Origin of the sequence: Polymorphospora sp. A560 (assembly GCF_045781765.1) — a bacterium.
Taxonomy (GTDB): domain Bacteria; phylum Actinomycetota; class Actinomycetes; order Mycobacteriales; family Micromonosporaceae; genus Polymorphospora; species Polymorphospora lycopeni.
The window spans coordinates 977,694-1,002,936 of sequence record NZ_CP122282.1; the positions used below are offsets into that span (position 1 = coordinate 977,694).

20 protein-coding genes are annotated in these 25,243 nt (G+C 72.8%); 10 read left to right on the plus strand and 10 right to left on the minus strand.

Annotation, left to right across the window (positions count from 1 at the left end):
• Positions 1-325 precede the first annotated feature (325 nt).
• The 7 genes from QCD66_RS04595 to QCD66_RS04625 form a co-directional block, all read right to left on the minus strand.
• On the minus strand, positions 326-838 hold the full coding sequence (locus QCD66_RS04595; RefSeq protein ID WP_375734237.1) for a GNAT family N-acetyltransferase: 513 nt from the start codon (positions 836-838) through the stop codon (positions 326-328).
• Between the two features lie 68 nt (positions 839-906).
• Complete coding sequence (locus QCD66_RS04600; protein ID WP_375734236.1) at positions 907-1,821, minus strand: ribonuclease Z; 915 nt, start codon at positions 1,819-1,821, stop codon at positions 907-909.
• 296 nt (positions 1,822-2,117) lie between these two features.
• Entirely contained in the window at positions 2,118-2,777 is a 660-nt protein-coding gene (locus tag QCD66_RS04605; RefSeq protein WP_357533846.1) for a hypothetical protein, read from the minus strand.
• A 91-nt stretch (positions 2,778-2,868) separates the two neighbouring features.
• Complete coding sequence (locus QCD66_RS04610; RefSeq protein ID WP_357533845.1) at positions 2,869-3,426, minus strand: PIN domain-containing protein; 558 nt, start codon at positions 3,424-3,426, stop codon at positions 2,869-2,871.
• Positions 3,423-3,884 (minus strand): helix-turn-helix domain-containing protein, encoded by a 462-nt coding sequence (locus tag QCD66_RS04615; RefSeq protein WP_375734235.1) that lies wholly within the window; start codon positions 3,882-3,884, stop codon positions 3,423-3,425. The genes QCD66_RS04610 and QCD66_RS04615 overlap by 4 nt, the downstream gene beginning before the upstream one ends.
• Before the next feature lie 198 nt (positions 3,885-4,082).
• The gene (gene msrA / locus QCD66_RS04620; protein WP_375734234.1) at positions 4,083-4,745 is read right to left on the minus strand and encodes a peptide-methionine (S)-S-oxide reductase MsrA; all 663 of its coding nucleotides are present in this window, start codon (positions 4,743-4,745) and stop codon (positions 4,083-4,085) included.
• Between the two features lie 66 nt (positions 4,746-4,811).
• On the minus strand, positions 4,812-5,240 hold the full coding sequence (locus tag QCD66_RS04625; RefSeq protein WP_357533839.1) for an HIT family protein: 429 nt from the start codon (positions 5,238-5,240) through the stop codon (positions 4,812-4,814).
• A 23-nt stretch (positions 5,241-5,263) separates the two neighbouring features.
• Here QCD66_RS04625 and QCD66_RS04630 point away from each other — a divergent pair, with 23 nt between their 5' ends.
• The 3 genes from QCD66_RS04630 to ilvA all read left to right on the plus strand — a co-directional run bounded on the left by QCD66_RS04630 (position 5,264) and on the right by ilvA (position 9,184).
• Positions 5,264-6,406: a cystathionine gamma-synthase gene (locus QCD66_RS04630; protein ID WP_357533837.1), complete on the plus strand. Its 1,143-nt coding sequence runs from the start codon at positions 5,264-5,266 to the stop codon at positions 6,404-6,406.
• Positions 6,407-6,499: 93 nt separating this feature from the next.
• Complete coding sequence (locus QCD66_RS04635) at positions 6,500-7,900, plus strand: amidase family protein (RefSeq protein WP_364215900.1); 1,401 nt, start codon at positions 6,500-6,502, stop codon at positions 7,898-7,900.
• 60 nt (positions 7,901-7,960) lie between these two features.
• Positions 7,961-9,184: a threonine ammonia-lyase gene (ilvA, locus tag QCD66_RS04640; RefSeq protein ID WP_364215903.1), complete on the plus strand. Its 1,224-nt coding sequence runs from the start codon at positions 7,961-7,963 to the stop codon at positions 9,182-9,184.
• 66 nt (positions 9,185-9,250) lie between these two features.
• Here the strand turns inward: ilvA and greA are convergent, their stop codons facing one another.
• Together greA and QCD66_RS04650 are read right to left on the minus strand one after the other, a co-directional pair.
• A complete protein-coding gene (gene greA / locus QCD66_RS04645; protein WP_357533832.1) occupies positions 9,251-9,751 on the minus strand; it encodes a transcription elongation factor GreA in 501 nt (166 codons plus the stop codon).
• A gap of 131 nt (positions 9,752-9,882) precedes the next feature.
• Positions 9,883-10,317, minus strand: a complete 435-nt coding sequence (locus QCD66_RS04650) for a DUF4307 domain-containing protein (RefSeq protein ID WP_375734233.1) — start codon at positions 10,315-10,317, stop codon at positions 9,883-9,885.
• A 199-nt stretch (positions 10,318-10,516) separates the two neighbouring features.
• On the opposite strand from QCD66_RS04650, the gene mca reads away from it, so the two are divergent.
• From mca to purE, 7 genes are all read left to right on the plus strand, one after another.
• On the plus strand, positions 10,517-11,398 hold the full coding sequence (gene mca / locus QCD66_RS04655) for a mycothiol conjugate amidase Mca (protein WP_364215909.1): 882 nt from the start codon (positions 10,517-10,519) through the stop codon (positions 11,396-11,398).
• A 123-nt stretch (positions 11,399-11,521) separates the two neighbouring features.
• The gene (locus tag QCD66_RS04660; protein WP_375734232.1) at positions 11,522-11,815 is read left to right on the plus strand and encodes a hypothetical protein; all 294 of its coding nucleotides are present in this window, start codon (positions 11,522-11,524) and stop codon (positions 11,813-11,815) included.
• A 252-nt stretch (positions 11,816-12,067) separates the two neighbouring features.
• The gene (locus QCD66_RS04665) at positions 12,068-14,599 is read left to right on the plus strand and encodes an EAL domain-containing protein (RefSeq protein ID WP_364215915.1); all 2,532 of its coding nucleotides are present in this window, start codon (positions 12,068-12,070) and stop codon (positions 14,597-14,599) included.
• 498 nt (positions 14,600-15,097) lie between these two features.
• The gene (locus QCD66_RS04670) at positions 15,098-15,790 is read left to right on the plus strand and encodes a C39 family peptidase (protein WP_357533825.1); all 693 of its coding nucleotides are present in this window, start codon (positions 15,098-15,100) and stop codon (positions 15,788-15,790) included.
• 198 nt (positions 15,791-15,988) lie between these two features.
• Positions 15,989-17,977, plus strand: coding sequence for a thioredoxin domain-containing protein (locus QCD66_RS04675; RefSeq protein WP_375734231.1), 1,989 nt, complete (start codon positions 15,989-15,991; stop codon positions 17,975-17,977).
• A 55-nt stretch (positions 17,978-18,032) separates the two neighbouring features.
• Positions 18,033-19,199: a 5-(carboxyamino)imidazole ribonucleotide synthase gene (locus QCD66_RS04680; RefSeq protein WP_375734230.1), complete on the plus strand. Its 1,167-nt coding sequence runs from the start codon at positions 18,033-18,035 to the stop codon at positions 19,197-19,199.
• Positions 19,196-19,708 (plus strand): 5-(carboxyamino)imidazole ribonucleotide mutase, encoded by a 513-nt coding sequence (gene purE / locus QCD66_RS04685; RefSeq protein ID WP_375734229.1) that lies wholly within the window; start codon positions 19,196-19,198, stop codon positions 19,706-19,708. Before QCD66_RS04680 ends, purE begins: the two co-directional genes overlap by 4 nt.
• Before the next feature lie 177 nt (positions 19,709-19,885).
• Here the strand turns inward: purE and QCD66_RS04690 are convergent, their stop codons facing one another.
• Entirely contained in the window at positions 19,886-24,940 is a 5,055-nt protein-coding gene (locus tag QCD66_RS04690) for an SCO7613 C-terminal domain-containing membrane protein (protein ID WP_407567012.1), read from the minus strand.
• Between the last annotated feature and the right edge of the window lie 303 nt (positions 24,941-25,243).

Sequence of the window (25,243 nt, forward strand, 5' to 3'; positions counted from 1 at the left end):
TCGCACAAACTGTCCGACCCGTCGGGTCCGCCGCACCGTTGACTAGGTGTACGCGGGGCACGAACGGCCCGCGGTACGACACCGAGAACGCAGTCTTCGCTCCAGCGGTGACCACCGGCGATGCCCCGCCAGCACCCGATGGTCCCGCGACGCCCACCCGATCAGGTGACCGGCAGCCTCCGCCGGTCTGACGCCTCCGGCCAGGCGTTCCCCCCGGGTCTGGTGGGCACGGTGGGCGAGGGTGCGTGACCATACGGTTCCCCCGCATACATAGGTCACGTACTCTCGCCCGCCACGAACCTCCCGCACCCAGCGGCGGGAGCGCTCAGCGCAGCGGACGGTCGTACCGGATTTCCTTGACCGGCGGGCCGAACGTGCTGTCGCGGCACCACCCGGTCGGCTGCCAGCCGCCGCGCTCGTAGAAGCCGCGTGCCCGGTCGTTGCCGGCCAGGACCCACAGCGCCGCCCGCTGCCAGCCCTGTGCCCGCAGGGTCGCCAGGGCTTCGGCCATCAGTGCCCGCCCGGTCCCGCGGCCCCGCTCGGCGGATTCGAGGTGGATGGCGTAGAGCAGGCCGGTGTCCGCCTGGCTGCCCTCGTCGTCGGGGCCGACATAGGTGAACCCGACCAGCCGCCCGTCGCGTTCGGCGACGGTGAGCACGTGCGTCTCCCGCTCGTGGCTCCACCGCTCCACCCACCAGTCGGCGAACACCGGTGCCGGCACCCGGGTGAGTGTGTCGTAGCTCACCAGGTCGGAGTAGGTGTCGATCCGCGAACGGCGGTGCAACTCGGCGATCCGGGGCACGTCCACCGCCTCGGCGACCCGCAGCGAGACCGACATCCGCCGAGTGTATGCCCAGGTGATGATGGTCGGCGCCGTTCTGGTCCGGCGGCGTGGCTCGCCGCCCGTCAGACCGTGGGAGGTACCGGCACCCGCATCAGGTCGTCGGCCACGACGAGATCACCGTCGAACTCTTCCCGCGCCTCCGCCGCGAACCGCTCCGGATCCGGATACCGCTGCGAGAAGTGGGTCAGCACGAGCCGGCGTACCCCGGACTCGGCCGCCACCCGGCCCGCCTGCGCCGCGGTCAGGTGGCCGACCTCGGCGGCGAGGGCGGCGTCCACGGACAGGAACGTCGACTCGATCACCAGCAGGTCGGCCTCCTCGGCCAGGGCGAACACGTTGTCGCACAGGCCGGTGTCCATGACGAAGGCGAACCGCTGGCCGCGCCGGTGCTCGCTGACCGCCTCCAGGGACACGCGATGCCCGTCCAGGTCGAGGTGGCCGTCGCGCTGCAACGCGCCGACCGCGGGCCCGGAGATGCCGTACGCGTCGAGCCGGTCCCGCAGCATCCGTCGCCCGTCCGGAGCCAGAAGTCGGTAGCCGTACGTCTCGACGGGATGTCGCAGTCGGCGTGCCTCCAGCACCCCGGCGCCGATGTCGAACCGCTGGCCGTCGGTGCCGACCGGTTCGGCGCGTACGTCGGCGACGTCGTGGAACGAACTGGCGTGCCGTAGCCGCTCGAAGTAGCCGGCCCCGCCGGCGGGGAAGTGCACGGGCACCGGATGCGGCACCCGGTCGAGTGACAGCCGCTGGACGATGCCGGGCAGGCCCAGGCAGTGGTCGCCGTGGAAGTGGGTGACACAGACCCGGGTCAGGTCGGTGGCGGAAACCCCGGCCAGCAGCATCTGCCGCTGGGTGCCCTCACCCGGGTCGAAGAGGATGCCCTCGCGGTCCCAGCGCAGCAGGTAGCCGTTGTGGTTACGCCGTCGGGTGGGCACCTGGCTGGCCGTGCCGAGTACGACGAGTTCGCGCGACGACACGCGGCGGCCGCCTTCCGCAGACCGGGGAACAGGACCGGGGAACAGGACGACCCCCGGGGGTTTCCGCTGAAGCGGGCCGGCTGGACTGGGCCGGCACCCCCGGGGGTCGGGTGGCTGTCGTGGATTCGCCGCGCCGTTGCCACACGGTCTCGACGAACGAAAACTGTCAAGGACAGCGGCTAGCGGGCAGCCACCTCACGAGTCCTATTGCCAATCAAAGCTTGGACCACCTCCCTTCCCGTGTACGGCCACGCTATCCAGTGGCCGCGCGGGGCGGCAACGGTTTTTCGAGATCGCTACCGGGGCGGTCCGTAGCCGGGGGCGTACCCGTAGCCGGCCGACCGCTGCTGCAGCAGGCGCTTGCGGTGCGAACCGCGGCGCAGGGCGACGACCAGGGCGATCACCCCGCCGACGACCATCCCGAGACAGGGCAGCAGGGTCAGCGCGCCGATCCCACCGAACAGCCGGCCGGCGAAGCCGAGGGCCTCCCCGAGTTGTGGCGGCTGGCCGACCGCGAGGGCGACCGGCGTGGTGCCGCCACCCGCGGTGCAGGTCAGCTCGTAGGTGCCGGCGCCGGCGGCAGAAAGTTGGTAGAGGCTGCGCCACTCCCCGGTCGAGTTGGTCACCGTCCAGGTGGTCGTGGGAGTGCCGAGGACGGCCGATCCGGAGACGTCGCAGGTCGCGCCGCTGCCGACCGCAGACGCGTCCACCCATACGATCTTCCGCTGGTCGGCGGCCAGTTCGACCGACACCGTGTCGCCGGTCTGGAAGACCTGCTCGGTGCTCTCGTTGAACCCCTCGGTGACGCTGTCCATGCTGTCGGTGGCGCTGTTCAGGCTGAGGACGAAGAGCAGGACGCCGGCGACCACCCCGGCGAGGGCGATCAGGGCGGCGACGAGAAACCACGTCCGGCGGGGGCGCAGCTCGGCGGACGAGACGGTTGGGCTGGGGTACATGCCGCCATGCTGGCCGGCGGCCGCAAGCCGGCCCGTACTCTGCCGCCTATCCGACTCAGTGCTGTCGGTTAGGTGATCGGCCGGCGCACCGCTACCTTTCGGAACCGAGATTGGCCACCGATCGCACCAATCCACACCGTTCGAGCGCGACCAGTACGTCGGCGGGCCGCATGGGCGGGTTCCGCCGTGAATCCGCGATCTGCTGGACGCAGCCCCACACCGTTTTCGGGCTGAGGTCGACCTGGTCGGACACGAAGTCGTCGGCGCTCAACGGTTCGATGTCGAACGGGCGTAGCGCGTCGAGCGGAAAGTGTCGAAGGTTGTCGGTGACGATGACCTGGGCCCTGGCCCGGATTGCTGCCGCCAGGACGTGTCGGTCGTCCGGATCCGGCAGTGTGAGGGCGGGAATCAGCGATTCGTAGTCGGTCACCAGACAGTCGCGGAGAGCGCGGTTCATGAGCTGTCGGGTCCGGGCCAGCCGTTCCGGGTCAAGGTCGGGGCGGTTCTTCTGGACGTTCGTGAAGACCTCGTCGAGGATCCGTTCGGTCCATCTCGCGTGTACGAGTCCCGCCTGTGCGATACGGATCAAAAGGTCTCGCAGGACGTTCGGGTAGAGCACGTTCGCGTCGTAGAGGACGACGAAGTTCACTCGTAGAGACCCATCTCTTCGGTCAACTCGGCCAGTTCGTCAGCGGCCGCGCGCCTACGCCGATCATCCCTGCGCTGATACGCCAGCAGTGAGGCCGCCCGTACCCGACGGTGCTTGCCGACCCGGCGATAGTCGATCTCGCCAGCGTCCAGCAGACCGATCAGGTAGGGCCGCGACACGTTGAGGAGCGTGGCCGCCTGCTGGGTGGTCAGTTCGGCGTGCTCGGGAACGACGGTGACGCCGTGACCGGCGGCCATGTGCGCGAGGATCTGGGCGAACAGTTCGACGGCGGCGCGGGGAACCACCACCACCTCGCCGTTGTCCTCGACCCGTACCCGGATGCGGGTCGCCCGTGGCGTACCCGTCGCCAGATAGCTCCTGACCCGGTCGACGGCCGCGTCGGCGGTCGAGATGGCCTCGGCGTCGGGAACCACCGGTTCGAGCGCTGAGAGTGTCACTGGGCACCTCCCGCGTCGGTCGTAATCGCAGCAGTCGCAGTAAGTGCAATAAACGTAACACGGTCGCCCGGCTCGGCACGAGGGAACCTCCGGATACGCCGAAGCCCCGGACCGGGGCCGGTGGCCGGCCTGGTCCGGGGCTTCGGGGCGTACCGCATCGCGTCGCCTGCGCTCCGGTGCGCTCCGCGCACGTCGGCGTCAGGCGCCGGTCTTCGCCACCCCGATCGGGCAGCTCATCCCGTTCGGTCCGTGGTTGCAGTAACCGTTGGGGTTCTTGGTCGGCGCCAGGTACTGCTGGTGGTAGTCCTCGGCGAAGTAGTAGTCACCGAGTGGCTGGATCTCCGTGGTGATCTCGCCACGGCCGGCCGCCGCCACCACCGGGGCGAACGCCTCCCGGGACGCCTGCGCGATCCGGAGCTGCTCGTCGTTGGTGGTGTAGATCGCCGACCGGTACTGGGTGCCCACGTCGTTGCCCTGGCGCATGCCCTGGGTCGGGTCGTGGTTCTCCCAGAAGACCTTCAGCAACTGCTCGTAGTCGATCCGGGCCGGGTCGTACACGACCTGCACGACCTCGTTGTGCCCGGTCATACCGGAGCAGACCTCCTCGTACGTCGGGTTGGGGGTGATCCCGCCCGCATAGCCGGCCGAGGTCGTGATGACCCCCGGAAGGGTCCAGAACAGTCGTTCGGCGCCCCAGAAACAGCCCATTCCAAAGACCGCCACCCGGGCGCCCTCCGGCCAGGGACCCTGCAACGGGGTGCCGAGCACCTCGTGCCGGTCCGAGACCGGCATCGCGATCGCCCGGCCGGGCAGGGCCTGATCCGGGGTCGGCAACTCGTGCTTCATACGCCGTAGGAACACGGTCGACTCCTTTCGTACCTCTCACCGGATTGCAACGCCGACGCCGGGCCGGTCCTTACCCGGCACTTACCCCCTGGTCGGCGGGGCAACCGCGGCGCCGATCCGGGCGGCGTACGTCGCGGCCTGCCCGTCGTCGTCGTAGCGGGTCCGGGGCCAGAAGAAGCCGCGCAGCCCGTCGCCCTTCGTACGGGGTACGACGTGGGTGTGCAGATGGGGGACGGACTGCGACACCCGGTTGTTCATCGCCACGAAGGTGCCGCCGGCGTCGAGACCCGACTCGACGGCCGCCGCGACCCGGCGGACCAGTCCGAAGTAGCCGGCCAGGTCCGCCTCGGGCAGGTCGGTCAACGTCTCGAGGTGCGGTCTGGGCACCACCAGCACGTGCCCGCGGAAGACCGGGCGGGAGTCGAGGAACGCCACGCCGGAGGGTTCCCCGACGACCTGGAACGACGGCACCGATCCCGCCACGATTCGACAGAAGACGCACCCCGACACCCGATGAGACTAGCCTCGCACCCATGACGTACGGCTTTGAGACCCTCGCCATCCATGCCGGCCAGAAGCCGGAGCCCCGCACCGGGGCGGTGGTGCCCCCCATCTTCCAGACCAGCACCTACGCGCAGGACGGCGTCGGCGCGCCGCGCGAGGGCTACGAATACAGCCGGTCCGGCAACCCGACCCGCGACGCGTTGCAGCAGTGCCTGGCGGCGCTGGAGGCCGGGCACACCGCCCTCGCGTTCGCCAGCGGGCTGGCGGCCGAGGACACCCTCCTGCGCACCGTCTGCCAGCCCGGCGACCACGTGGTGATCCCCGACGACGCGTACGGCGGCACCTACCGGCTCTTCGCCCGGGTGGCGCAGCGGTGGGGGGTGAGCTGGACGGCCGCGAAGGTGTCCGACGTCGACGCCGTCCGGGCCGCGATCGAGCCGGGGCGGACGAAGCTGGTCTGGCTGGAGACCCCGACCAATCCACTGCTCGGCATCGCCGACATCGCCGCCCTCGCGACGGTGGCCCACGACGCGGGGGCCCGGCTCGTGGTCGACAACACCTTCGCCTCGCCCTACCTGCAACAGCCGCTCGTCCTCGGCGCCGACGTCGTCGTGCACTCCACCACCAAATACGTCGGCGGACACTCCGACGTGGTCGGTGGCGCCCTGGTCACCGCCGACGCCGAACTCGGCGCCGAACTGGCCTACCACCAGAACGCGATGGGCGCGATCAACGGCCCGTTCGACGCCTGGCTCACCCTGCGCGGGGTCAAGACCCTCGGCGTACGGATGGACCGGCACTGCGACAACGCCGAGCGGGTCGCCGAGTTCCTGACCCGGCACAAGGCGGTGGCGCAGGTGCTGTACCCGGGCCTGCCCGACCACCCCGGGCACGAGACGGCGGCCAAGCAGATGCGCCGCTTCGGCGGGATGGTGTCGTTCCGGGCGACCGGCGGCGAGGCGCACGCCGTCGAGATCTGCAACCGGACCAAGGTCTTCGTGCTCGCCGAGTCGCTCGGCGGGGTCGAGTCCCTGATCGAGCACCCGGGTCGGATGACGCACGCGAGCGCGGCCGGGTCGCCCCTTGAGGTTCCCGCCGATCTCGTGCGACTGTCGGTCGGCATCGAGACGGTCGACGATCTGCTCGCCGACCTGGCGCAGGCGCTCGGCTGATCCGACGCCCGGCCGGGGACCCCGGCCGGGCGCTGCCGCCCCGGCCGGGCGGGGGCGGCCGCACCGCCGCATAATTGCAAGGCCGATGGGGAGGTGGCCGTGCAGGACATCGTGCCGACCTGGGTAGGTGCGACCGCGAAACAGATCGCGCGGGCGGTCCGTCGCGGCGACGCGTCCGCGACGCAGGTGGTCGCCGACCACCTCGACCACGTCGCCACCGCCGATCCGGTGGTGTCCGCCTTCCGCGCGGTGCGCGGCGGCGAGGCGATCGTCGAGGCGGAGAAGGTCGACGAGCAGGAGGAGCTGGCCAACCTGCCGCTGGCCGGGGTGCCGGTCGCGGTGAAGGAGAACACCGCGGTGGCCGGCCTGCCGACCTGGAACGGGTCCGCGGCGGCCCGCAGTCCGGTCGCCGAGGACGACCACGAGGTCGTACGCCGCCTGCGTGGCGCCGGGGCGGTGGTGCTCGGGGTGACCCGGATGCCGGAACTCGGCCTGTGGGCGGTCACCGACGACGGCACCTCGGTGACCCGTAACCCGTGGCGCACCGACCGGACCCCGGGCGGGTCGTCGGGCGGCGCGGCGGCCGCCGTCGCCGCCGGCATGGTCCCGATCGCGCACGCCAACGACGGGCTCGGTTCGATCCGGATCCCGGCCGCCTGCTGCGGCCTGATCGGCCTGAAGCCCGGCCGGGGAGTGGTGCCCTGCCAACTCGGCCCCGAGGACTGGTTCGGCCTGACCGAGCACGGCATCCTGGCCACCACGGTCGCCGACGCCGCCGTCGGGTTCGCGGTCCTCGCCGGCCGCCGGCCGGAGAAGCTCGTCGAGCCGCGCCGGCTGCGGGTCGCGATGTCGCTGCGGTCGCCGGTCCTGGGCGTACGCGCCGACCAGCCCAACCGGGACGCGGTCGCGACCGCCGTCCGGCTGCTCGTGGACGCCGGCCACGACACCGTCACCCTCGACCCGGTCTATCCGACCTCGATCGGCCTGCGCGGTGTCGCCACCTGGCTGGCGGCGGCGGCCAGCGACGTCCGGGCCGGCGGCCTCGACCCGCGCACCCTGCAGCCGCGTACCCGCCGGCACGCGTCGCTGGGCGAGTGGGCGCAGCGGCGTGGCTACGTACGCGAGGCCGACCGCACCGCCTGGCGGGAGAAGTCGATCGGGTTCTTCACCGACAACTCGATCGACGTGCTGCTGACCCCGGCACTGGCCGGTGCGCCGCCGGCGGCCGGCGGCTGGGCCGGCCGGTCGTGGCGGGCCAACCTCACGGCCAGCATCAGATACGCCCCGTTCGCCGCGCCGTGGAACATCGCCGGGCTGCCGTCGCTGGTGGTGCCGGTCGGAGTGCGCCCGGACGGGCTGCCGGTCGCCGTGCAGCTCACCGGCCCACCCGGCAGCGAACTGCTGCTGCTCGCCGTCGCCGGTCAGTTCGAGATGGCCGCCCCGTGGTCCCGGCACGCGCCGGGCTGGCCGAAGGTTCCCACCCGTACGGTCTGACCGCTCGCCGTGGACGGTGCCCGCGGTTGCGGTCCCGGCCGGTGATGCGACGATCAGGGCATGACTGAGCTGGTCGGACTCGCCGACGTCGAGGCCGCGCGGGAACTGCTTACCGGGGTGACCCGGACCACCCCCCTCGAACCGTCGCGACCGCTCAGCGCCGCCCTCGGCGGCCCGGTCTGGCTCAAGTGCGAGAACCTACAGCGGGCCGGCTCGTACAAGGTGCGGGGCGCCTACGTCCGGATCGCCCGGCTGGCACCGGACGAGCGGGCCCGTGGTGTGGTGGCCGCCAGCGCCGGCAACCACGCCCAGGGGGTCGCGCTGGCCGCCGGACTGCTCGGCATCCCGTCCACAGTGTTCATGCCGGTGGGTGCGCCGCTGCCGAAGGTCGTCGCCACCAAGGGGTACGGCGCCCGGATCGAACTGGTCGGCAACACCGTCGACGAGTCGCTGGTCGCGGCCCGGGAGTTCGCGGAGCGCACCGGGGCGGTGTTCATCCACCCGTTCGACCACCACGACGTCATCGCCGGGCAGGGCACGGTGGCGCTGGAGATCCTGGAACAGTGCCCGGAGGTCGAGACGATCGTGGCCGGGGTCGGTGGCGGTGGTCTGATCTCCGGTATCGCGGTCGCGGCCAAGGCGCTGCGCCCGGACGTACGGGTGGTCGGGGTGCAGGCCAGGGGTGCGGCGGCGTACCCGCCCTCGCTCCTGGCGGGCGGGCCGGTGCGGTTGTCGCACTACGCCACGATCGCCGACGGCATCGCGGTCGGCCGTCCGGGTGATCTGACGTTCGCGCACGTGAGCAAGCTGGTCGACGACATCGTGACGGTGTCGGAGGAGGACATCTCCCGGGCGCTGCTGATGCTGCTGGAGCGCGGCAAGCAGGTGGTCGAGCCGGCCGGCGCGGCCGGGGTGGCGGCCCTGCTGGCCGGTACGGCGACCGTCGGGTCGCCGGTGGTGGCGGTCCTGTCGGGCGGCAACATCGATCCGCTGCTGCTGCTGCGGGTCATCGAGCACGGGCTGGCCGCGGCGGGCCGGTTCCTGCGCTTCACGGTGCGCTGTGTGGACCGGCCCGGGCAGTTGGCGTCGCTGCTGTCGCAGATCGCCGAGCAGCGGGCGAACGTCGTCGACGTCGTGCATCTGCGGCAGAACCCGTTGCTGCGGCTGGGGGAGGTGGAGGTGGCGCTGTCGGTGGAGACCCGTGGCGCGGATCATTCCGAGCGCCTGGTGGCCGCGTTGCGGGGCAGCGGCTACACCGTCGAGATCTCGGCACCGCCGGCCTGAGCGGCCGGGCCGGTCGAGCCGGCCGGTGGTCGCGGGAGTCCACGACCACCGGTCGCCGACATGTGGTCAGCCGCCGTACGGCTCGAACTTGACGACGGTGACCTTGATGTCCGCGCCGCTCGGCGCGGTGTAGGTGACGGTCTGGCCGGCACCGCTGCCGAGGATCGCCTTGCCCAGGGCGGACTCCGGGCTGTAGACGGTCAGGTCGGTGGTGGCCGAGATCTCCCGCGAACCGAGCAGGAAGGTCTCGGTGTCGCTGCTGTCCTCGTCGAAGTAGATCGTCACGACCGTGCCGGGTGCAACCTTGTCGGCGGCCGGTGCCTCGCCGACCTGCGCTGTGCGGAGCAGTTCCTGCAGGTAGCGAATCCGACCCTCCTGCTTGCCCTGCTCTTCACGGGCGGCGTGGTAGCCGCCGTTCTCGCGCAGGTCACCCTCTTCGCGACGGGCGTTGATCTCCGCGGCGATCACCGGTCGGGCGGCGATCAGCTCGTTGAGCTCGGCTTGCAGGCGGTCGTACGCGTCCTGGGACAGCCAGGTGGCGGGCGCCTCGCGGTCGGTCGTGGACACAGACGATCTCCTCGGTGGGCTTGGGAACAGCGTGGTAACTGGACAGGTGTTCGGGTGCTCGGTGTGAAGGTAGAAGTACCAACTTACCAGCGAAACACACCGCGCAGCGGTGAGTGATTTCCTGACTGCTGTCAGTCAGCGGCGCGGCAGCGCATGACCTCGCCGATCATCGGCCGGGCCGAGGTGGCCAGCCGGTGCCGTACGACGGGGTGCTTCTCGCCGGCCGGTGCGTCGACGCGTACCTCTTCGCGGGCCACCTCGGCGCCGTCGCGCGACCGGGCCCGCAGTACGCAGACCGCCGAGCCGCCCTCGGGCACGGTGACCTGGAAGTCGACGAGGATCTGGCGGTCGGTGATCTCGGTGTAGGTGATCACCTTCGCGTCGTAGGTCGGGTCGCCCCACATCCGGTAGAGCCGGACGCTCAGCCCGAGGCCGCCGATCACCAGGACCGCGACCAGCGCACCGACGATCCACGGGCGGGTCCGGCGGGCCTCCCGCCGCCGCCCGTAGCGGCCGGGCGGGAACATCGACGCGCCGGGCTGCGTTGTGGCTCGCGTCTCGGTCACCGGGTCGGCTCTCCCGCGTTCTTGTCGGTGGCATCGGATTACCTGGACAGGTCCATCATCGCAGGGCGCCGTCGGCCCGATGCGCCGGGTGCTGTCAACCGGGTGCGGCGGATCTGACTTGCGACAGGTGCGACGATTGCAAAAGTTGTGTCGTGCCGGGCCACGCCGGCCCGGCGAGGGTACGGACTAGGGAGTTCCGTTGGCAGAGCAACTGCGCCTCATGGCCGTGCACGCCCACCCCGACGACGAGTCGAGCAAGGGTGCGGCCACGATGGCGAAATACGTGGCCGAGGGCGTCGAGGTGCTGGTCGTGACCTGCACCGGCGGCGAACGGGGCAGCGTGCTCAACCCCAAGCTCGACCGGCCGGACGTGTGGGAGAACATCGCCGAGATCCGCCGCGCCGAGATGGACGCCGCCCGGGCGATCCTCGGCGTCGAGCAGGCCTGGCTCGGCTTCGTCGACTCCGGGCTGCCGGAGGGCGACCCGCTGCCGCCGCTGCCCGAGGGCTGCTTCGGCCTACAGGACGTGCAGGTCGCCGCGGGCCCGCTGGTGCGGCTGATGCGCGAGTTCCGTCCACACGTGGTCACCACCTACGACGAGGACGGCGGCTACCCGCACCCCGACCACATCATGTGCCACAAGATCAGCGTCGCCGCGTTCGAGGCGGCCGGTGACCCGGACCGCTTCCCCGATCTGGGCGACCCGTGGCAGCCGCTCAAGCTCTACTACTGCATGGGCTTCTCCAAGGCCCGGGTGGTCGCGCTGCACGAGGCGATGCTCGCCGCCGGCCTGGAGTCGCCGTACGCCGAGTGGCTGGAGAAGTGGGAGGACCGGGGGGACAAGGGGCCCCGGGTCACCACCCGGATCGAGTGCGCCGACTACTTCCCGGTACGCGACGACGCGCTGCGGGCCCACGCCACCCAGGTCGACCCCGACGGCTTCTGGTTCCACGTGCCGCTGGAGGTGCAGCGCAAGGCGTGGCCGACCGAGGACTTCGAACTGGTCCGCTCGATGGTCGACAGCCCGGTGCCGGAGTCCGACCTCTTCGCCGGTATCCGGGAGACCATCCACGCACGCTGAGCAGGGCCAGGCGTACGGTGGACGGCACACACGTACAACGTCGGACCGGTCGCGGGAGGCGCGCCCGGTCCCGGCGCAGGATCCGTTGTGCGCTCGGGCGTACGTCGCGATGGAGGAACCGTCATGTTGACCGCGGCCCAGGTGCTGGCCCAGAACAACTTCGGCAACACCCGTAGCGGGGGCCTCGCCGGCCCCATGGGGCTCTTTCTCATCATCCTGCTCGCGATCGCGACGGTGCTGCTGATCCGCAACATGAACAGCCGCCTGCGCCGGCTGCCCGAGCAGTTCCCGGCCCCCGGCGCGGACGCGCGGCCCACGGCGGTCGACGCCGGGGCCGTGGCGGTCGATGCCGGGGCCCGGCCGACCGAGACGACCGGTGAGCCGACGGATTCGACGCAACAGCAAACCCGTCGATAGAGTTCCCTCCGAAACGGTCGCGGGTGTCCACCATCTGGGCGGTGGCCACGTCCGCGACCACGGTTCGGGCAAAAGGGCACGACGCCCCCTGTTGCACCCTTGCGCTTTGGCTTAGCCTTCCGCCGGGGGGACCAACACTCCCGATGCCGCGCGCGGAAGGGGGGCGCCGATGAGCATCCGATCCGCCGCGCGGTCGTCGTCCGGGGCGGTGGCGGCCCCGCCGTGCCGGCGGCCGGCAGACGGAGGCGGTCCGTGACGTCGGGCCAGGCGTGGCCCGCCCCATCATCCGCGCCGTCCGGTCTGCGCAGGATCGTCCCGCTGACCGGCGCGGTCCTGACCCTCGCGATCACCGCCGTGGTGCTCGGCCCCATCTTCGCGGGCGGCAGCCCGGGTGGAACGTCCGACCTGCTGGCCAGGCTGGGAATCGTGGCCGTGGTCTTCGCCGCCGGCCAGTTGGCCCGGCTGCGGCTGCGGGTCGGCTCCGGCGGTGTCAGCGTCACCTGGGGCGAAGCCGCCCTGATCGTCGGGCTGCACCTGGTGCCCGCCGGTTGGCTGCCCGCCGCCACCCTCGTCGGCGCCGGGGTCGCCTGGAGCATCCTGGCGGCCCTCGACGGCCGTCGCGGCGTGCTCGAGGTGCTGCACTGCGTCGCGTCGCTGACCACGGCGGTCGGAGTCGCCGCCGCCGTCACCCAGGCGCTCGCCCCGCCGCTCGGGGCACCGCTGTCGCCGACGCTGGCTGGTGCACTGCTTCTCGGGGCGGCGACCTACCTGGCGACCACGACGGCACTCGCCACCGTCACCATGGTGATCCGCTACCGGCGGCCGGCCGGACCGCTGCTGCTGCGCATCCTGCGCGGGAAACTGCTGATGTTCGCCGGCAACGTCCTCGTCGGCCTGGCCGCGATCGTCATGATCGACAGTGATCCCCGCTGGCTGCTGCTGGTGCCGCCGGCGCTCTGGCTGCTGCAACAGACCTACCTGCACCGGTTCCGGGCCGACGACGAACGGGAGGCGTGGAGCACCCTCGCCACCGCCGTCGGCGGCCTCAACCGGCTCGACGAACGGGCCGTCGTCAGCGCCGCGCTCGAGTCCGCCAACCGGGTGTTCCGGGCCGAACGCGTCGAACTCGACGTCACCCGGGCCGACGGCAGCCGGCGGCGTTACCGGCTGGCTTCCGACGGCGAACTCGCCGTACGGGCCATTCCGGCCGACACCCGCCCCCACGCCGACGACCAACTGCACAACGTCGAGCTGACCGCGGGCGGCACGAGGGTCGGCGACCTGCGGGTCAGGTTCTCCCGCGCGGCCACCCCGGGACACCGCGAAGAGGCCGCGTTGTCGATCTTCGGTGCGGCGCTGGCCACCGCGCTGCACGACGCGATCATCCACCGCGAGCTGCGCATCCTGACCTCCCGGTCGGCATACGAGGCGGTGCACGACCCGCTCACCAAGCTGGTGAACCGGGCGGCCATGCTCAGCAAGGGCGACGTCGCGCTGCACCGGCTCACCCACGAGCATCCGGTCGCCCTGCTGCTGCTCGACATCAACAACTTCAAAGAGGTCAACGACACGCTCGGGCACGCGGCCGGTGACGAACTGCTCCAGGTGACCGCCGGCCGCCTCAAGGCCAGCATGCGACCCGGCGAACTGCTCGGCCGGCTCGGCGGCGACGAGTTCGCCCTCCTGGTCACCGCCGTGCCCGTACGCGCCGACACCGCGGGCAGTGGCTCCAGCCTGCCGGCGGCGATGCGCCGGGCCCGGGACATCGTCGAGCGGCTCGCCGTGCCGGTCGAGGTCGCCGGGGTCAAGATGTCGGTGGAGGCGTCCGTCGGCGTGGTCGTCGCCGGTGCCGGTGCCGCCGACATGACCGAGCTGCTGCGCCGGGCCGACATCGCCATGTACCAGGCCAAGAACGGCGGCAGCAACATCGCCTCGTACGACAGCGGCCGGGACGCGGCCAGCACCGACCAGCTCGCCCTGCTGGCCGAGCTGCGCGAGGCGCTCGCCGTCGACAACCAGCTCGTGCTGCACCTGCAACCCGCGGTCGACCTGGTCACCGGCGAGCCGACCGGGGTCGAGGCCCTCATCCGCTGGCACCACCCGCGGCGGGGCACGCTCGGCCCCGGCGACTTCGTACGGGCCGTCGAGGGCAGCGACCTGCTCGCCCCGTTCACCCGGTACGTCGTCGACCGGGCGCTCACGGTCGCGGCCGAGTGGGCCCGCGCCGGCCTCGACGTACCGATCTCGGTCAACCTGTCGGCCCGCAGCCTGCTCGACCAGCGCCTGCCCGCCGAGGTCGGCGAGTCGCTGCGCCGACACCAGGTGCCGGCCCACCGTCTCGTCCTCGAGATCACCGAGACGGTCGTGATGAGCGAACTCGACGTGATCGACGACGTGCTGGCCGACCTGCGGGCGTTGGGCGTTCAGCTTGCGGTCGACGACTTCGGCACCGGTTTCTCGTCGCTCAGCTTCCTGGCCCGGATCGCCGTACACGAACTCAAGGTCGACCGGTCCTTCGTGATCGGTATGGTCGATTCGCCGGAAGCCGCGGCGATTGTCCGGACCACCGTCGAGTTGGCCCACGAACTGGGCCTGCGGGTCGTCGCCGAGGGGGTGGAGACGGCCGACCAGCGGACCGCGCTCGCCGCCCTGGGCTGCACCTCGGCGCAGGGCTACCACTTCTTCAGGCCGATGCCCGCAGACAAGATCGTGGCCGTGTTGCGCAACATGTCCGACTCGGCGCAGGCGCAGATCCTGCCGCTGCGGGTGGACGGCGTCTCGTAGTTTCCGCCTGACCGGGCGGAATGGCCGCGATGTCGCGAAAGAGTGCGGTGGGTTACGTGACGTATTGCGCTTGATGTGCTGGATGTCCGATATTTGGGTGGCCCTCGGGGTGCCGTGGCGGAATGGCGGGCGGGCCGGGGTGGTTATGCCATCCACACGAGCCGGTAGCACCGACCGGACGTGTTCGCAAGACCCGCCGGGTGGCGGCGGCCGGAATGCCGGCCCGGCCCGCGTGGTTATGTCTCCCCGCACGACCCCGGAACCACGAACCGCGACCGGGTCAGCCCCGCCGGAATGCCGGCCGGGCGCCCGCGGTTATGTACCCCGCTCGACGCGGTAGCGCGCCGCGGATCGGTGCCCGGCGGAATGCCGACCGGGTCCCCGCGGTTATGTGAGTTCGCTCCGGTACCAAGCACGGACGCGCACAGGTCCTGCCAACCCCCGGCCGGACCGCATCTTCCCCCCATCCCTTCCCCCGGGACGAGAGAGGTGTGCAACATGACCCCCATCAAGCAGTGGATCCCCACCGTCTTCCAGGCTCCGGTCATCCGCAAGGCCGCCCTCGGCGTCGCCGGGCTGGCCATGGCAGGCGGCGTGGTCGCCGGCCCGGCCACCATGGCCCACGCGGCCACCCCGACCGCCGACAAGCCGACCACCACCGTCGCGGCGGTCAGCCAGGACAAGCGCACCAGTGCCAAGGAACTCGACTTCGACTACGAGTTCCAGGAGACCTACTACTACTGTGCCCCGGCCGCGACCAAGATGGCGCTCTCCGCGCAGGGTAAGGACTTCAGCCAGGACGAGATGGCCCGCAAGCTGGGCACGACCGAGGCGGGTACCGACTCCGCGGTCGAGACCACCCGGGTGCTGAAGGACGTGACCGGTAAGGACTACCGGACCGTGGAGATCAGCGGTGCCCAGGCCGACCAGGGGCAGACCGACCAGCTGCGGACCGACGTGGTGCGGGCGGTTGACGACCAGCGTGCCGTGGTGGCGAACGTCGCGGGTAGCGCGGCGGACGTGGACGGCGACCGGCACTCGTACGAGGGCGGCCACTACATCGCCGTGACCGGGTACGCCGACGGCGGCGACAAGGTCAAGATCGGTGACTCGTGGTCGGACAAGGGCGAGTACTGGATCAGCACCGACGCGCTGGCCGACTGGATCGCCTCGCGTGGCTACTCCGCCTGATCCGGGCGATGCCCAACTGAACAGACCTGATGAGGGCCGGCCTTCGGGCTGGCCCTCATCGTCATGTCTGCGGTTCTGTAGCGAAAACGCTATAGAACGCAGCGTTAGCCGACCGCCGGACCTCCGTGGTCGGGATGGAGGCGGGCGTCGTCGGGGTGGAGGCGGGCGTCGGGCGGGCCGGTGTGAGAGGTTGGACGCATGAACCGGCTCGGTGGCGCGACCTCACCGTATTTGCAGCAGCACGCCGACAACCCGGTGGACTGGTGGCCGTGGTGTGCCGAGGCGTTCGAGGAGGCGCGGCGGCGCGACGTACCCGTGCTGATCTCGGTCGGCTACGCGGCCTGCCACTGGTGTCACGTGATGGCGCATGAATCGTTCGAGGACGAGGCGGTCGGCCGGCTGCTGAACGACAACTTCGTCTCGATCAAGGTCGACCGGGAGGAGCGGCCCGACGTCGACGCCGTCTACATGACCGCCACGCAGGCGATGACCGGCCAGGGCGGCTGGCCGATGACGGTCTTCGCGACGCCGGACGGCACCCCGTTCTTCTGCGGCACGTACTACCCGCGTGCCAACTTCCTACGGCTGCTCGAATCGGTGACCACCGCGTGGCGGGACCAGCGTGACGCGGTGGTCGAGCAGGGCGCCGCGCTGGTCCAGGCGATCGGAGGGGCCCAGGCGGTCGGCGGCCCGGCGGCGCCGCTCACCGCCGAGCTGCTGGACGCCGCCGCGACCCAGCTCGCCAAGGAGTACGACGGCACCAACGGCGGGTTCGGCGGCGCCCCGAAGTTCCCGCCGCACATGAACCTGCTCTTCCTGCTGCGCCACCACCAGCGCACCGGCGACCGGCAGAGCCTCGAACTCGTCCGGCACACCGCCGAGGCGATGGCCCGCGGCGGCATCTACGACCAGCTCGCCGGCGGGTTCGCCCGCTACTCGGTCGACGCGCACTGGACCGTGCCGCACTTCGAGAAGATGCTCTACGACAACGCGCTGCTGCTGCGGGTCTACACCCAGCTGTGGCGACTCACCGGCGACGCGATGGCCCGCCGGATCGCCGCCGAGACCACCGAATTCCTGCTCGGTGACCTCGCCACGCCGGCCGGTGGACTGGCCAGCGCCCTGGACGCCGACACCGACGGGGTGGAGGGCGCCACCTACGCCTGGACACCCGACCAGCTCGTCGAGGTGCTCGGCGACGACGACGGCCGGTGGGCGGCCGACCTGTTCGCCGTCACCGCCACCGGCAGCTTCGAACACGGCACCAGCGTGCTACGGCTGGCCCGCGACGTCGACGACGCCGACCCGGCCGTACGGGACCGGTGGCGGCGGGTCCGGGAACGGCTCCGCACCGCCCGGGCGGCCCGACCGCAGCCGGCCCGCGACGACAAGGTGGTCGCCTCCTGGAACGGGCTCGCGGTGACCGCGCTCGCCGAATACGCCGTACTGACCGGTGACACCGCCGCCGGCGACGCCGCGGTCCGGATCGCCGGGGTGCTCGCCGACCGGCACGTCGTCGACGGGCGGCTGCGCCGGGTCTCCCGGGACGGGGTGGTCGGCGACCCGGCCGGGGTGCTGGAAGACCACGGCTGCGTGGCGGAGGCGTTCGCCGCCGTACACCAGCTCACCGGCGACGGTCGGTGGCTGGCGCTGGCCGGGCAGCTGCTCGACACCGCGCTGGCCCGGTTCGCCACCGGTGCCGGCGGGTTCTACGACACCGCCGACGACGCCGAACAACTGGTCACCCGGCCCGCCGACCCGACCGACAACGCCACCCCGTCCGGCCAGTCGGCGCTGGTCGCGGCGCTGGTGACGTACTCGGCGCTGACCGGGGAGCCGCGCTACCGGCAGGCGGCGGAGACGGCGCTGGCGACCATCGCGCCGATCGTCGCCCGGCACGCCCGCTTCACCGGCTACGCGGCCGCGGTCGGCGAGGCGCTGCTGTCGGGGCCGTACGAGATCGCCGTCGTCACCGACGACCCCGCCGGCGACCCGCTGGTCGAGGCGGCCCACCGGCACGCCCCACCCGGGGCGGTGATCGTCGCCGGGGAGCCGGACCGGTCGGGCGTACCACTGCTCGCCAGCCGGCCACGGGTCGACGGCCGACCCACCGCGTACGTCTGCCGCGGCTTCGTCTGCGACCGCCCGGTCACCGACGCCGCCGACCTGGTCGCCCAACTGACCTGATCCGGTGACGGCCCTGGTGGGGCCGGCGGTGGCGCGTAATAGGCTTGCGCGCGTTATGGATACCCGCACCGGTCTGCCCACCGTCGGCATGGTGGGCGGCGGCCAGTTGGCCCGTATGACCCACCAGGCCGCCATCGCCCTCGGCCAGTCACTGCGCGTCCTCGCGACCTCGCCCGAGGACGGCGCCGCACTCGTCGCCGCCGACGTGCAGTACGGCGACCACACCGACCTCGCCGCGCTGCGCACCTTCGCCAAGGGCTGCGACGTCGTCACCTTCGACCACGAACACGTGCCGACCGGACACATCCGGACCCTGGAGGCCGAAGGCGTACGCCTCTATCCGGGCTCGGACGCGCTGCTGTACGCCCAGGACAAGCGGGCGATGCGCGAGCGGCTGGCGCAGCTCGGCGCGCCGGTGCCCCGCTGGCGCCCGCTGACCGGGCCCGACGACCTCGCCGGCTTCGGCGCCGAGGTCGGCTGGCCGCTGATCGTGAAGGCGACCCGGGGCGGGTACGACGGCCGGGGCGTGTGGCTGCTGGCCGGCCCGGACGAGGCCGCCGAGCTGTTTGCCAGCGGCACCGAGCTGATCGCCGAGGAGCGGGTCGACCTGCGCCGGGAACTGGCGGTGCAGGTGGCCCGGTCGCCGTTCGGCCAGGTCGCCGTCTACCCGGTCGTCGAGACGGTGCAGCGCGACGGCATCTGCGTCGAGGTGCTGGCGCCCGCCCCCGACCTGCCCGAAGACCTGGCTCTCAGCGCCCAGCAGTTGGCGATCGACATCGCCACCTCGCTCGGCGTCGTCGGCCTGCTCGCCGTCGAACTCTTCGAGGCCACCGGGCCGGACGGCGCCGCCCGGCTGGTGGTCAACGAGCTGGCGATGCGGCCGCACAACTCCGGGCACTGGACCATCGAGGGGGCCCGGACGTCGCAGTTCGAGCAGCACGTGCGGGCCGTCCTCGACTATCCGATGGGCGAGACCGCGCTGGCCGCGCCGGTCGTGGTGATGGCCAACGTGCTCGGTGGCCCCGATGGCGGGATGCCGATCGACGAACGGCTGCACCACCTGTTCGCCGCCGATCCGGGCGTCAAGGTCCACCTCTACGGCAAGCAGGTGCGACCCGGCCGCAAGATCGGGCACGTGACCGTGCTCGGCGAGGACCTGACCGACGTACGGGCCCGGGCGGCACGCGCCGCGCGCTGGCTGCGTGAGGGGAGCGAGGCATGACCGCCGTTGGCCTGATCATGGGCAGTGACTCGGACTGGCCGACGATGAAGGCGGCCGCCGACGCGCTCGACGAGTTCGGGGTCGGCTTCGAGGTCGGGGTCGTGTCCGCGCACCGCACTCCGGTCGCGATGATCGAGTACGGTCGCGCCGCCACCGACCGGGGCCTCAAGGTGATCATCGCCGGTGCCGGTGGCGCCGCCCACCTGCCCGGGATGGTCGCCTCGGTGACGCCGCTGCCGGTGATCGGGGTGCCGGTGCCGCTGAAGCACCTCGACGGCATGGACTCGCTGCTGTCCATCGTCCAGATGCCGGCCGGCGTGCCGGTCGCCACCGTGTCCATCGGCGGGGCGCGTAACGCGGGACTGCTCGCCGTACGTATGCTCGCCGCCACCGACCCGGATCTGCGGGCCCGGATGGTCGCCTTCCAGGCGGGCCTGGAGGCACTGGTCGCCGAGAAGGACGCCGCCCTGCGCGCCACTCTGACCACCCGGCCGGCACCAACCGCCTGAGGCCGCCCGCCACTCACGCCACCGAGCCGGTGCTACGGCAAGCGCCGGCCAACCCCTGCACACGTGGCCTGCCTAACGTCCGGTCGAGCCCGGCACGTGGCCCTGCGTAGCGTCCGGTCAAACCCGGCACGTGGCCTGCGCAACCACCGACCAACGCCCGATGACCATCCGAATCAATCATTTCATCCTGAAGAGCGCCCCCCGGACCCGATCTTGGGTGCGGCGCCGGCGCTCGTTGCTGGCGCCGAGTGCGACCAGCACGATGCCGGTCGGGATCAGTAGCCACCAGCCGCCGGCCAGGGTCAGCGCGTGCAGGGCCACCAGGGCGGTCGCGATCGCCCCGGTGACGACCGGGGCCTGCCGGCGGGTCACCGAGCCGACGATGAGGGTGGCGACCGCGCCGAACAGCAGCAGCACCCGCCGTGTGGTGCTGGTGTCGGTCGCGATCATGATCACCAGACTGGGCAGGAACGCGGCCACCAGGGCTGGTCCGAACGCCGCCCAACTGCCCAGGTCGGAGCGCTGGCGCAACTCCATGAGCCCGACCAGCAGCGCGAGCACCGCGAAGGGCAGTGTGTAGGCCTCCGGCAGCGCCACGTCGGCGAGTCCCATGAGCAGCCACCAGGCGCTGATCTCACAGCCCACCGCCGCCCAGAACAGGATGCGGCGCTCCATCGGACCCCGCCCCGACCGGATCGCGGCCACGCCGAGCACCGCGCCCCACGCGGCGAGCAACGCCGCCACGTGGCGGGGGGAGTCGTATGCCAGCGCCGCCGCGATGAGTGCCGCCGAATACCCGCTCCACTCCACCGTCGACGCCTCGCGGGTCGCCTCCGGCTGCCGCAGTCGTGGCAGCCGGGCCGCGACGAGCAGCAGGACCGCGCCGACGCCCAGCACGCCGAACGCCGACCAGGCGGGGTCGAAGCCGGCCGCGACACCGATCGTGAAGACGAAGAGTTGAGCCATGACCGAGGCGAACACCCAGCCCAGGATGCGAGCCCGGGCCGACCGCCCGAAGATCGCGGCGACCGCCCCGACGGCGACCGCGCCACCGAGGGTGAGCAGCGTCAGGTCGGCGGTGGCCAGGCTGCCGGCCAGGCCGGCCCCACCGCCGGCGAGCCCGATCACGAAGACGATCACCCGGGCGACGCGTACGGGGCGGGCCCGGTCGGTGTCGGGCGGTGGCGGGGTCAGCGCGAGGCCGAGCATCGCGATCGCGAACACGGCGAGAGCGGCCAGGGTGGCGTTGGGCCAGCCGAGCCCGAGCGAGGTCGGCGCGATCAGCAGGGTGAGGGCGATGCCGGGCAGCGAGACCGGGATCGCCTCGGTCGGCCGCCCGCCGCTGAATCCGACCGCGGCCAGCGCCGTCGCGACGGTGAGCAGGAGTGCGGTGAGCACGTTCGTGGGCTCGACGACCGCGGCGCCGGGGCCGGCCGGGGGACCCTCCCAGATCTGCCACAGGGTCTGGTAGGGCTGGACCAGCGCGGCCAGCAGAGCCGGCGCGATCGTGACGAACGCGAGGATGGTCGGCACCGTGGCGATGACGATCGCGCCCCGGACCGGGCTGATCGACCACCGGGTGACCGGGGCGTCCGGCAGCCGGCGCATCACCCCGCCGAGCATGACCGTCCACCGGTGCACCGGCTCGCCCCCGGAACCGGGTGGCGGGGTCGCCGCGCGCAGCAACTCGGCGAGGACGGCCAGCAGCGCCGCCGCGGCGGCGTACACGCCGGTGGGTGCGTCGGTCGGCAGGGAGACCGCGGCGGTCACCGTGGCGCCACCCGCGATGCCGATGGTCGCGTACGGCAGGTAGCGCGGCACCTCGCGGCTGACCAGGGCGAGGATCGCCACGCCCAGGGCCGACCCGGCGAGCGCGGCGGTGAGTACGACCGCCTCCGTCCAGTTGAACTCGGCGGCCAGGGCGGCGAGCGCGCCGGGCAGCGCCAGCAGGGCACCCCCGGTCGCGGCGCCGCCGATCGTGGCCAGGTGCGGCGGCATCGGGTCGGCGTCGGAGGGCAACTCGACCGGCCCGTCGTCGTCCGGCAGCGTGGCGACCATCCGGGCGAGCACCGCCACGACGGTCCCGACCAGGGCGATCACCCCGAGTGCGGCGGCCGTCGTCCACGGCCGGACGAGGCTCGCGCCGACCGCGTGCAACGCGACCGCCGCGGCGACCGCGGCGCGGGTGAGGCCGGCGCGTGGATCGGCGGCGGCGACGGCGAAGATGCCGTAGCCGGTGGCGACCAGCCCGCCGACCACGATCGGTGACCACCACGGCATGCCGAACGCGGCCGGGGTGCCGATGGTGGCGAGAGCGACGCAGACCCCCGCGACGTCGTACGACCACGGGCGGGGGAGCACCACCGCGGCGGCGCCGGCCAGCAGCACCAGGGCGGCGGGCATCTGCCAACCGGTGCCGCCGGCCTCGGCGACCGGCCACGCGTCGAGGTCACCGGCCCAGATCGCCCCCGGGGTGGCCAGTACCCGCAGCCCGCCACTGACCGCGGTCCAGCCGGCGATCACGGCGATCACGGCCCCGCTGACGGTGACGCCGAGGATCGGGCCGCGCCGCCACTCCACCGGCATCGCCCGTACGGCGAACGCGACGACCAGGATCAGCGCGGCGGTGACCACCAGTTCGGCCTCGGGCAGCAGGATCGTGGCGATCCGGCCGAGGGTGCCCACCAGGGCGGCGGTCGCCGCCGCGGCGGCGAAGTCGGGCCCGTCGAAGAGCCGGTCCGCCCGGCGCCCGGCGTCGATCGCCGGGGAGAGCAGGAGGAGGGCGGCGGCCACGACGAGCAGTGCCGCCACCCACGCGTCGGTCACCGTCGCGCCGGGTGCGCCGAAGGCGACGGCGGCGACCGCGAGGGCACCGAGGCCGCTGCCGAGGGCGAGCGGCGGGCTGATCTGCCGCTTCGCGACCTGGGTGACCGCGGCGTAGCCGAGGGTGGCGCAGACGGCGAGGAAGCTCGCGGCGAGCACCGGCAGGGTGGCGGACTGCAACTCCCCCGTGGTCGGGTTGGCGTCGACCGGTATCGAGGCCGCCACCAGCGCGGCCACCGCACCCGGCGCGGCGAAGGCGGCGCCACCCGCCGCCCAGGGGCCGACCACGTCGGCGCCCGTGCCCGGGGCGACCGTGTCGGTGGCGGCCAGCAGGGCGACGAGCACACCGCCGGCGGTCAGCGCGAGGAGCGCGGCGGCGGTCAGGCCGGGGCGGGCGAGCGCGGCACCGGCGCCGGCGAAGCCGACCAGGCCGGCGCCGACGAGATGCACCCGGGCGGCCCGGTCGCTGTCGGTCCACAGCCCGGCCGCGCCGATCCCGATCGCCGCCAGCACCGGCGGCCACGGCGCCGCCCACCACGGCAGGGCGAGCGAGGCGGGCGCGGCGAGCGCGGTGAGGGCCACGCCGGCGACGGCGAACTCCCGGCGCACCTCCGCCGGCAGCGACAGGACGGCGGCGACGGTGAGCAGGAACGCGGTCGCGGCGAGCTGCCATCCGGTCGCCGCGACCGACTCGGCCAGCACGTGGGGGTAGTCGACGAGGTCGGCCGCCCAGACCGGGGTCGCGGCCCGGATCGGGGCGAGGGCGGCCCGGATCGCGCTGCCCGCGACCACCACGCCGATGACGACGAGAGCGGCGACCGAGGCCAGCTGCGGCCCGCGCCGGGCCCAGGCGGGCAGGGAGCGTACGCCGACCCCGGTCAGTGTGATCACGGCGGCGATGACCAGCAGCGCGCGGCCGGGCAGGGCGAGAGCCGCCACCCGGCCGGCGGCCCCGATGACGGCGAGGGTGAGGATGCCGGCGGCCAGATCCGGCAGCGGCGGCTGCCGCAGCGTGTAGGCGCCGAGCAGCCCGACCAGGGCGGCGATCACCAGCGTGACACCGGCCCGGGCGGCGGCGGGCACGGTGTCGGCGTCGACGAGCGCGGCGACGGCGTAGACCAGCGCGGCACCGATCGCCAGGCCGTGCAGCACCCAGGTCAGCTCACGCAGCCAGAACGTCGCGGGGGCGGCCGCGGCGACGGGCTCCGCGGGCCGGGGTTTCGCGGGCTCTTCGTCGACGTCGGCGAACGCCTGCCCGGTGTCGTCGGCGTCCAAGGTGCCGAACGGATCCCGGGCACGGCGTTTCGCGGTGCCCGGCGGCTCGGCGGTGACGACCGCGTCGGCCTCTTCCGGTGCGCTTTCCGGCCGGTCGGTGCCGGGTTCGGCGCTGGCGGGTGCCGCTCCCGTCCCGGTGTCGGCCACCGGCCCGGGGCGGCGGCCCAGCCACGGCGGCAGCACCAGCCGGCCCGGCTGGGCGAACAGTCGGACGAGGTAGAGGTCGAGGGCGGCCACCGCGCTCAGGGTGATCGCCCAGCCGGCCGGTCCGAGAATCCAGTCGTACGCCAGCAGCGGGATGATCGGTTGCACGGCGAGCACGGTCGCCCAGCGGGGCACGGTCAGCCCGGTCGCCGAGGTGTACGCGGCCGCGATGCCGGCGGCGACCGCGAACGTCAGCGCGCCGAACACGGCCCCGGACAGCACACCGGTGCGTACCGACTCGGCGGTCCACAGCGCGTAGCCGGTCAGCGGCACCAGCAGGAGGCCGACGCCGGCGAGCGTCTCGGCGGTCGAGGTCAGCGCCCGGCGGGCCATCAGCGGCGCCGCGAGCAGCAGCAGCCCGGTGGCGGCGACCAGGATGGTCATTCGGCTCAGCGTGTCGAGCGTGCTGATCGCCACGACGGCGAAAACCACCGCGGCCACCCCGAGCAGCAGCGCGCCGAGACCGAGCAGGATGTTCTGCACCTCGCGCTGCGACGCCTCGGGACGTGCTTCGGGGTCGTCGAGATCGGCGACCCGGGGCGCGTCGTCCGGTGGCGGCGGTGGAGGCCGGTCCCCGTCGCCGCCACCGGTCTGCCGTGGGATGCGCCACGGCGGTGGCGGGCCGGCGTCGGCGGTCGGTGGGCGCTGCCCGGGCCGGCGACGCAGCACCCGGCGTGGCTTGGTCGCGCCCTTGGCCCGCTTGTCGTTGGCGTGCGCGAGGATGTCCCGCTGGAAGACGGCCGCCTGAAGCTTCGAGGCGATCTGCTTCTGCTCCTTGGCGATCGCCACGTCGCGGGCCTTCATCTCGGCGATCGACCGCTCGATGCGGGCCAGATCATCGGCCCACGTTCCCTGCGCCTCACCGCAGTGCGGGCACTCGGGGGCAGGTTCGATCTGCCGACCGCACGAGGGGCACCGGTATGTGGTCACTGGCACCTCCTCGCCTCACGTCGCCGCCGGGGACGATCCCGCCGCGCAGACCGCCGGCACGGCCACCGGACCGCGCCCCCGGCCGTACCGTCGCCTCCGGTCACGCGTTCATGACCGTCGGCCACGGTCGGCCAGGCCCTGTCAACCCGGCACCGCGCTGCACTGTGGACTCTCCACCCACGAAGCATGCCCAACCCGGGTCAGGGTTGAACAGTCCTTACGGGCGTGTCCGCGCATCTTCTCGATCGGCGCTCGCCGCCCGGCGAACGAAAACGCCGGCCACGGCCCCACACGGGGCCATGG

Bases quoted from the DNA above. Each gene is read 5' to 3' on its own strand.
- QCD66_RS04670 (WP_357533825.1), top strand. From the start codon at position 15,098: ATGACCCCCATCAAGCAGTGGATCCCCACCGTCTTCCAGGCTCCGGTC.
- purE (WP_375734229.1), top strand. From the start codon at position 19,196: ATGACCGCCGTTGGCCTGATCATGGGCAGTGACTCGGACTGGCCGACG.
- QCD66_RS04630 (WP_357533837.1), top strand. From the start codon at position 5,264: ATGACGTACGGCTTTGAGACCCTCGCCATCCATGCCGGCCAGAAGCCG.
- ilvA (WP_364215903.1), top strand. From the start codon at position 7,961: ATGACTGAGCTGGTCGGACTCGCCGACGTCGAGGCCGCGCGGGAACTG.
- QCD66_RS04595 (WP_375734237.1), bottom strand. From the start codon at position 838: ATGTCGGTCTCGCTGCGGGTCGCCGAGGCGGTGGACGTGCCCCGGATC.
- QCD66_RS04680 (WP_375734230.1), top strand. From the start codon at position 18,033: ATGGATACCCGCACCGGTCTGCCCACCGTCGGCATGGTGGGCGGCGGC.
- QCD66_RS04660 (WP_375734232.1), top strand. From the start codon at position 11,522: ATGTTGACCGCGGCCCAGGTGCTGGCCCAGAACAACTTCGGCAACACC.
- QCD66_RS04605 (WP_357533846.1), bottom strand. From the start codon at position 2,777: ATGTACCCCAGCCCAACCGTCTCGTCCGCCGAGCTGCGCCCCCGCCGG.
- QCD66_RS04675 (WP_375734231.1), top strand. From the start codon at position 15,989: ATGAACCGGCTCGGTGGCGCGACCTCACCGTATTTGCAGCAGCACGCC.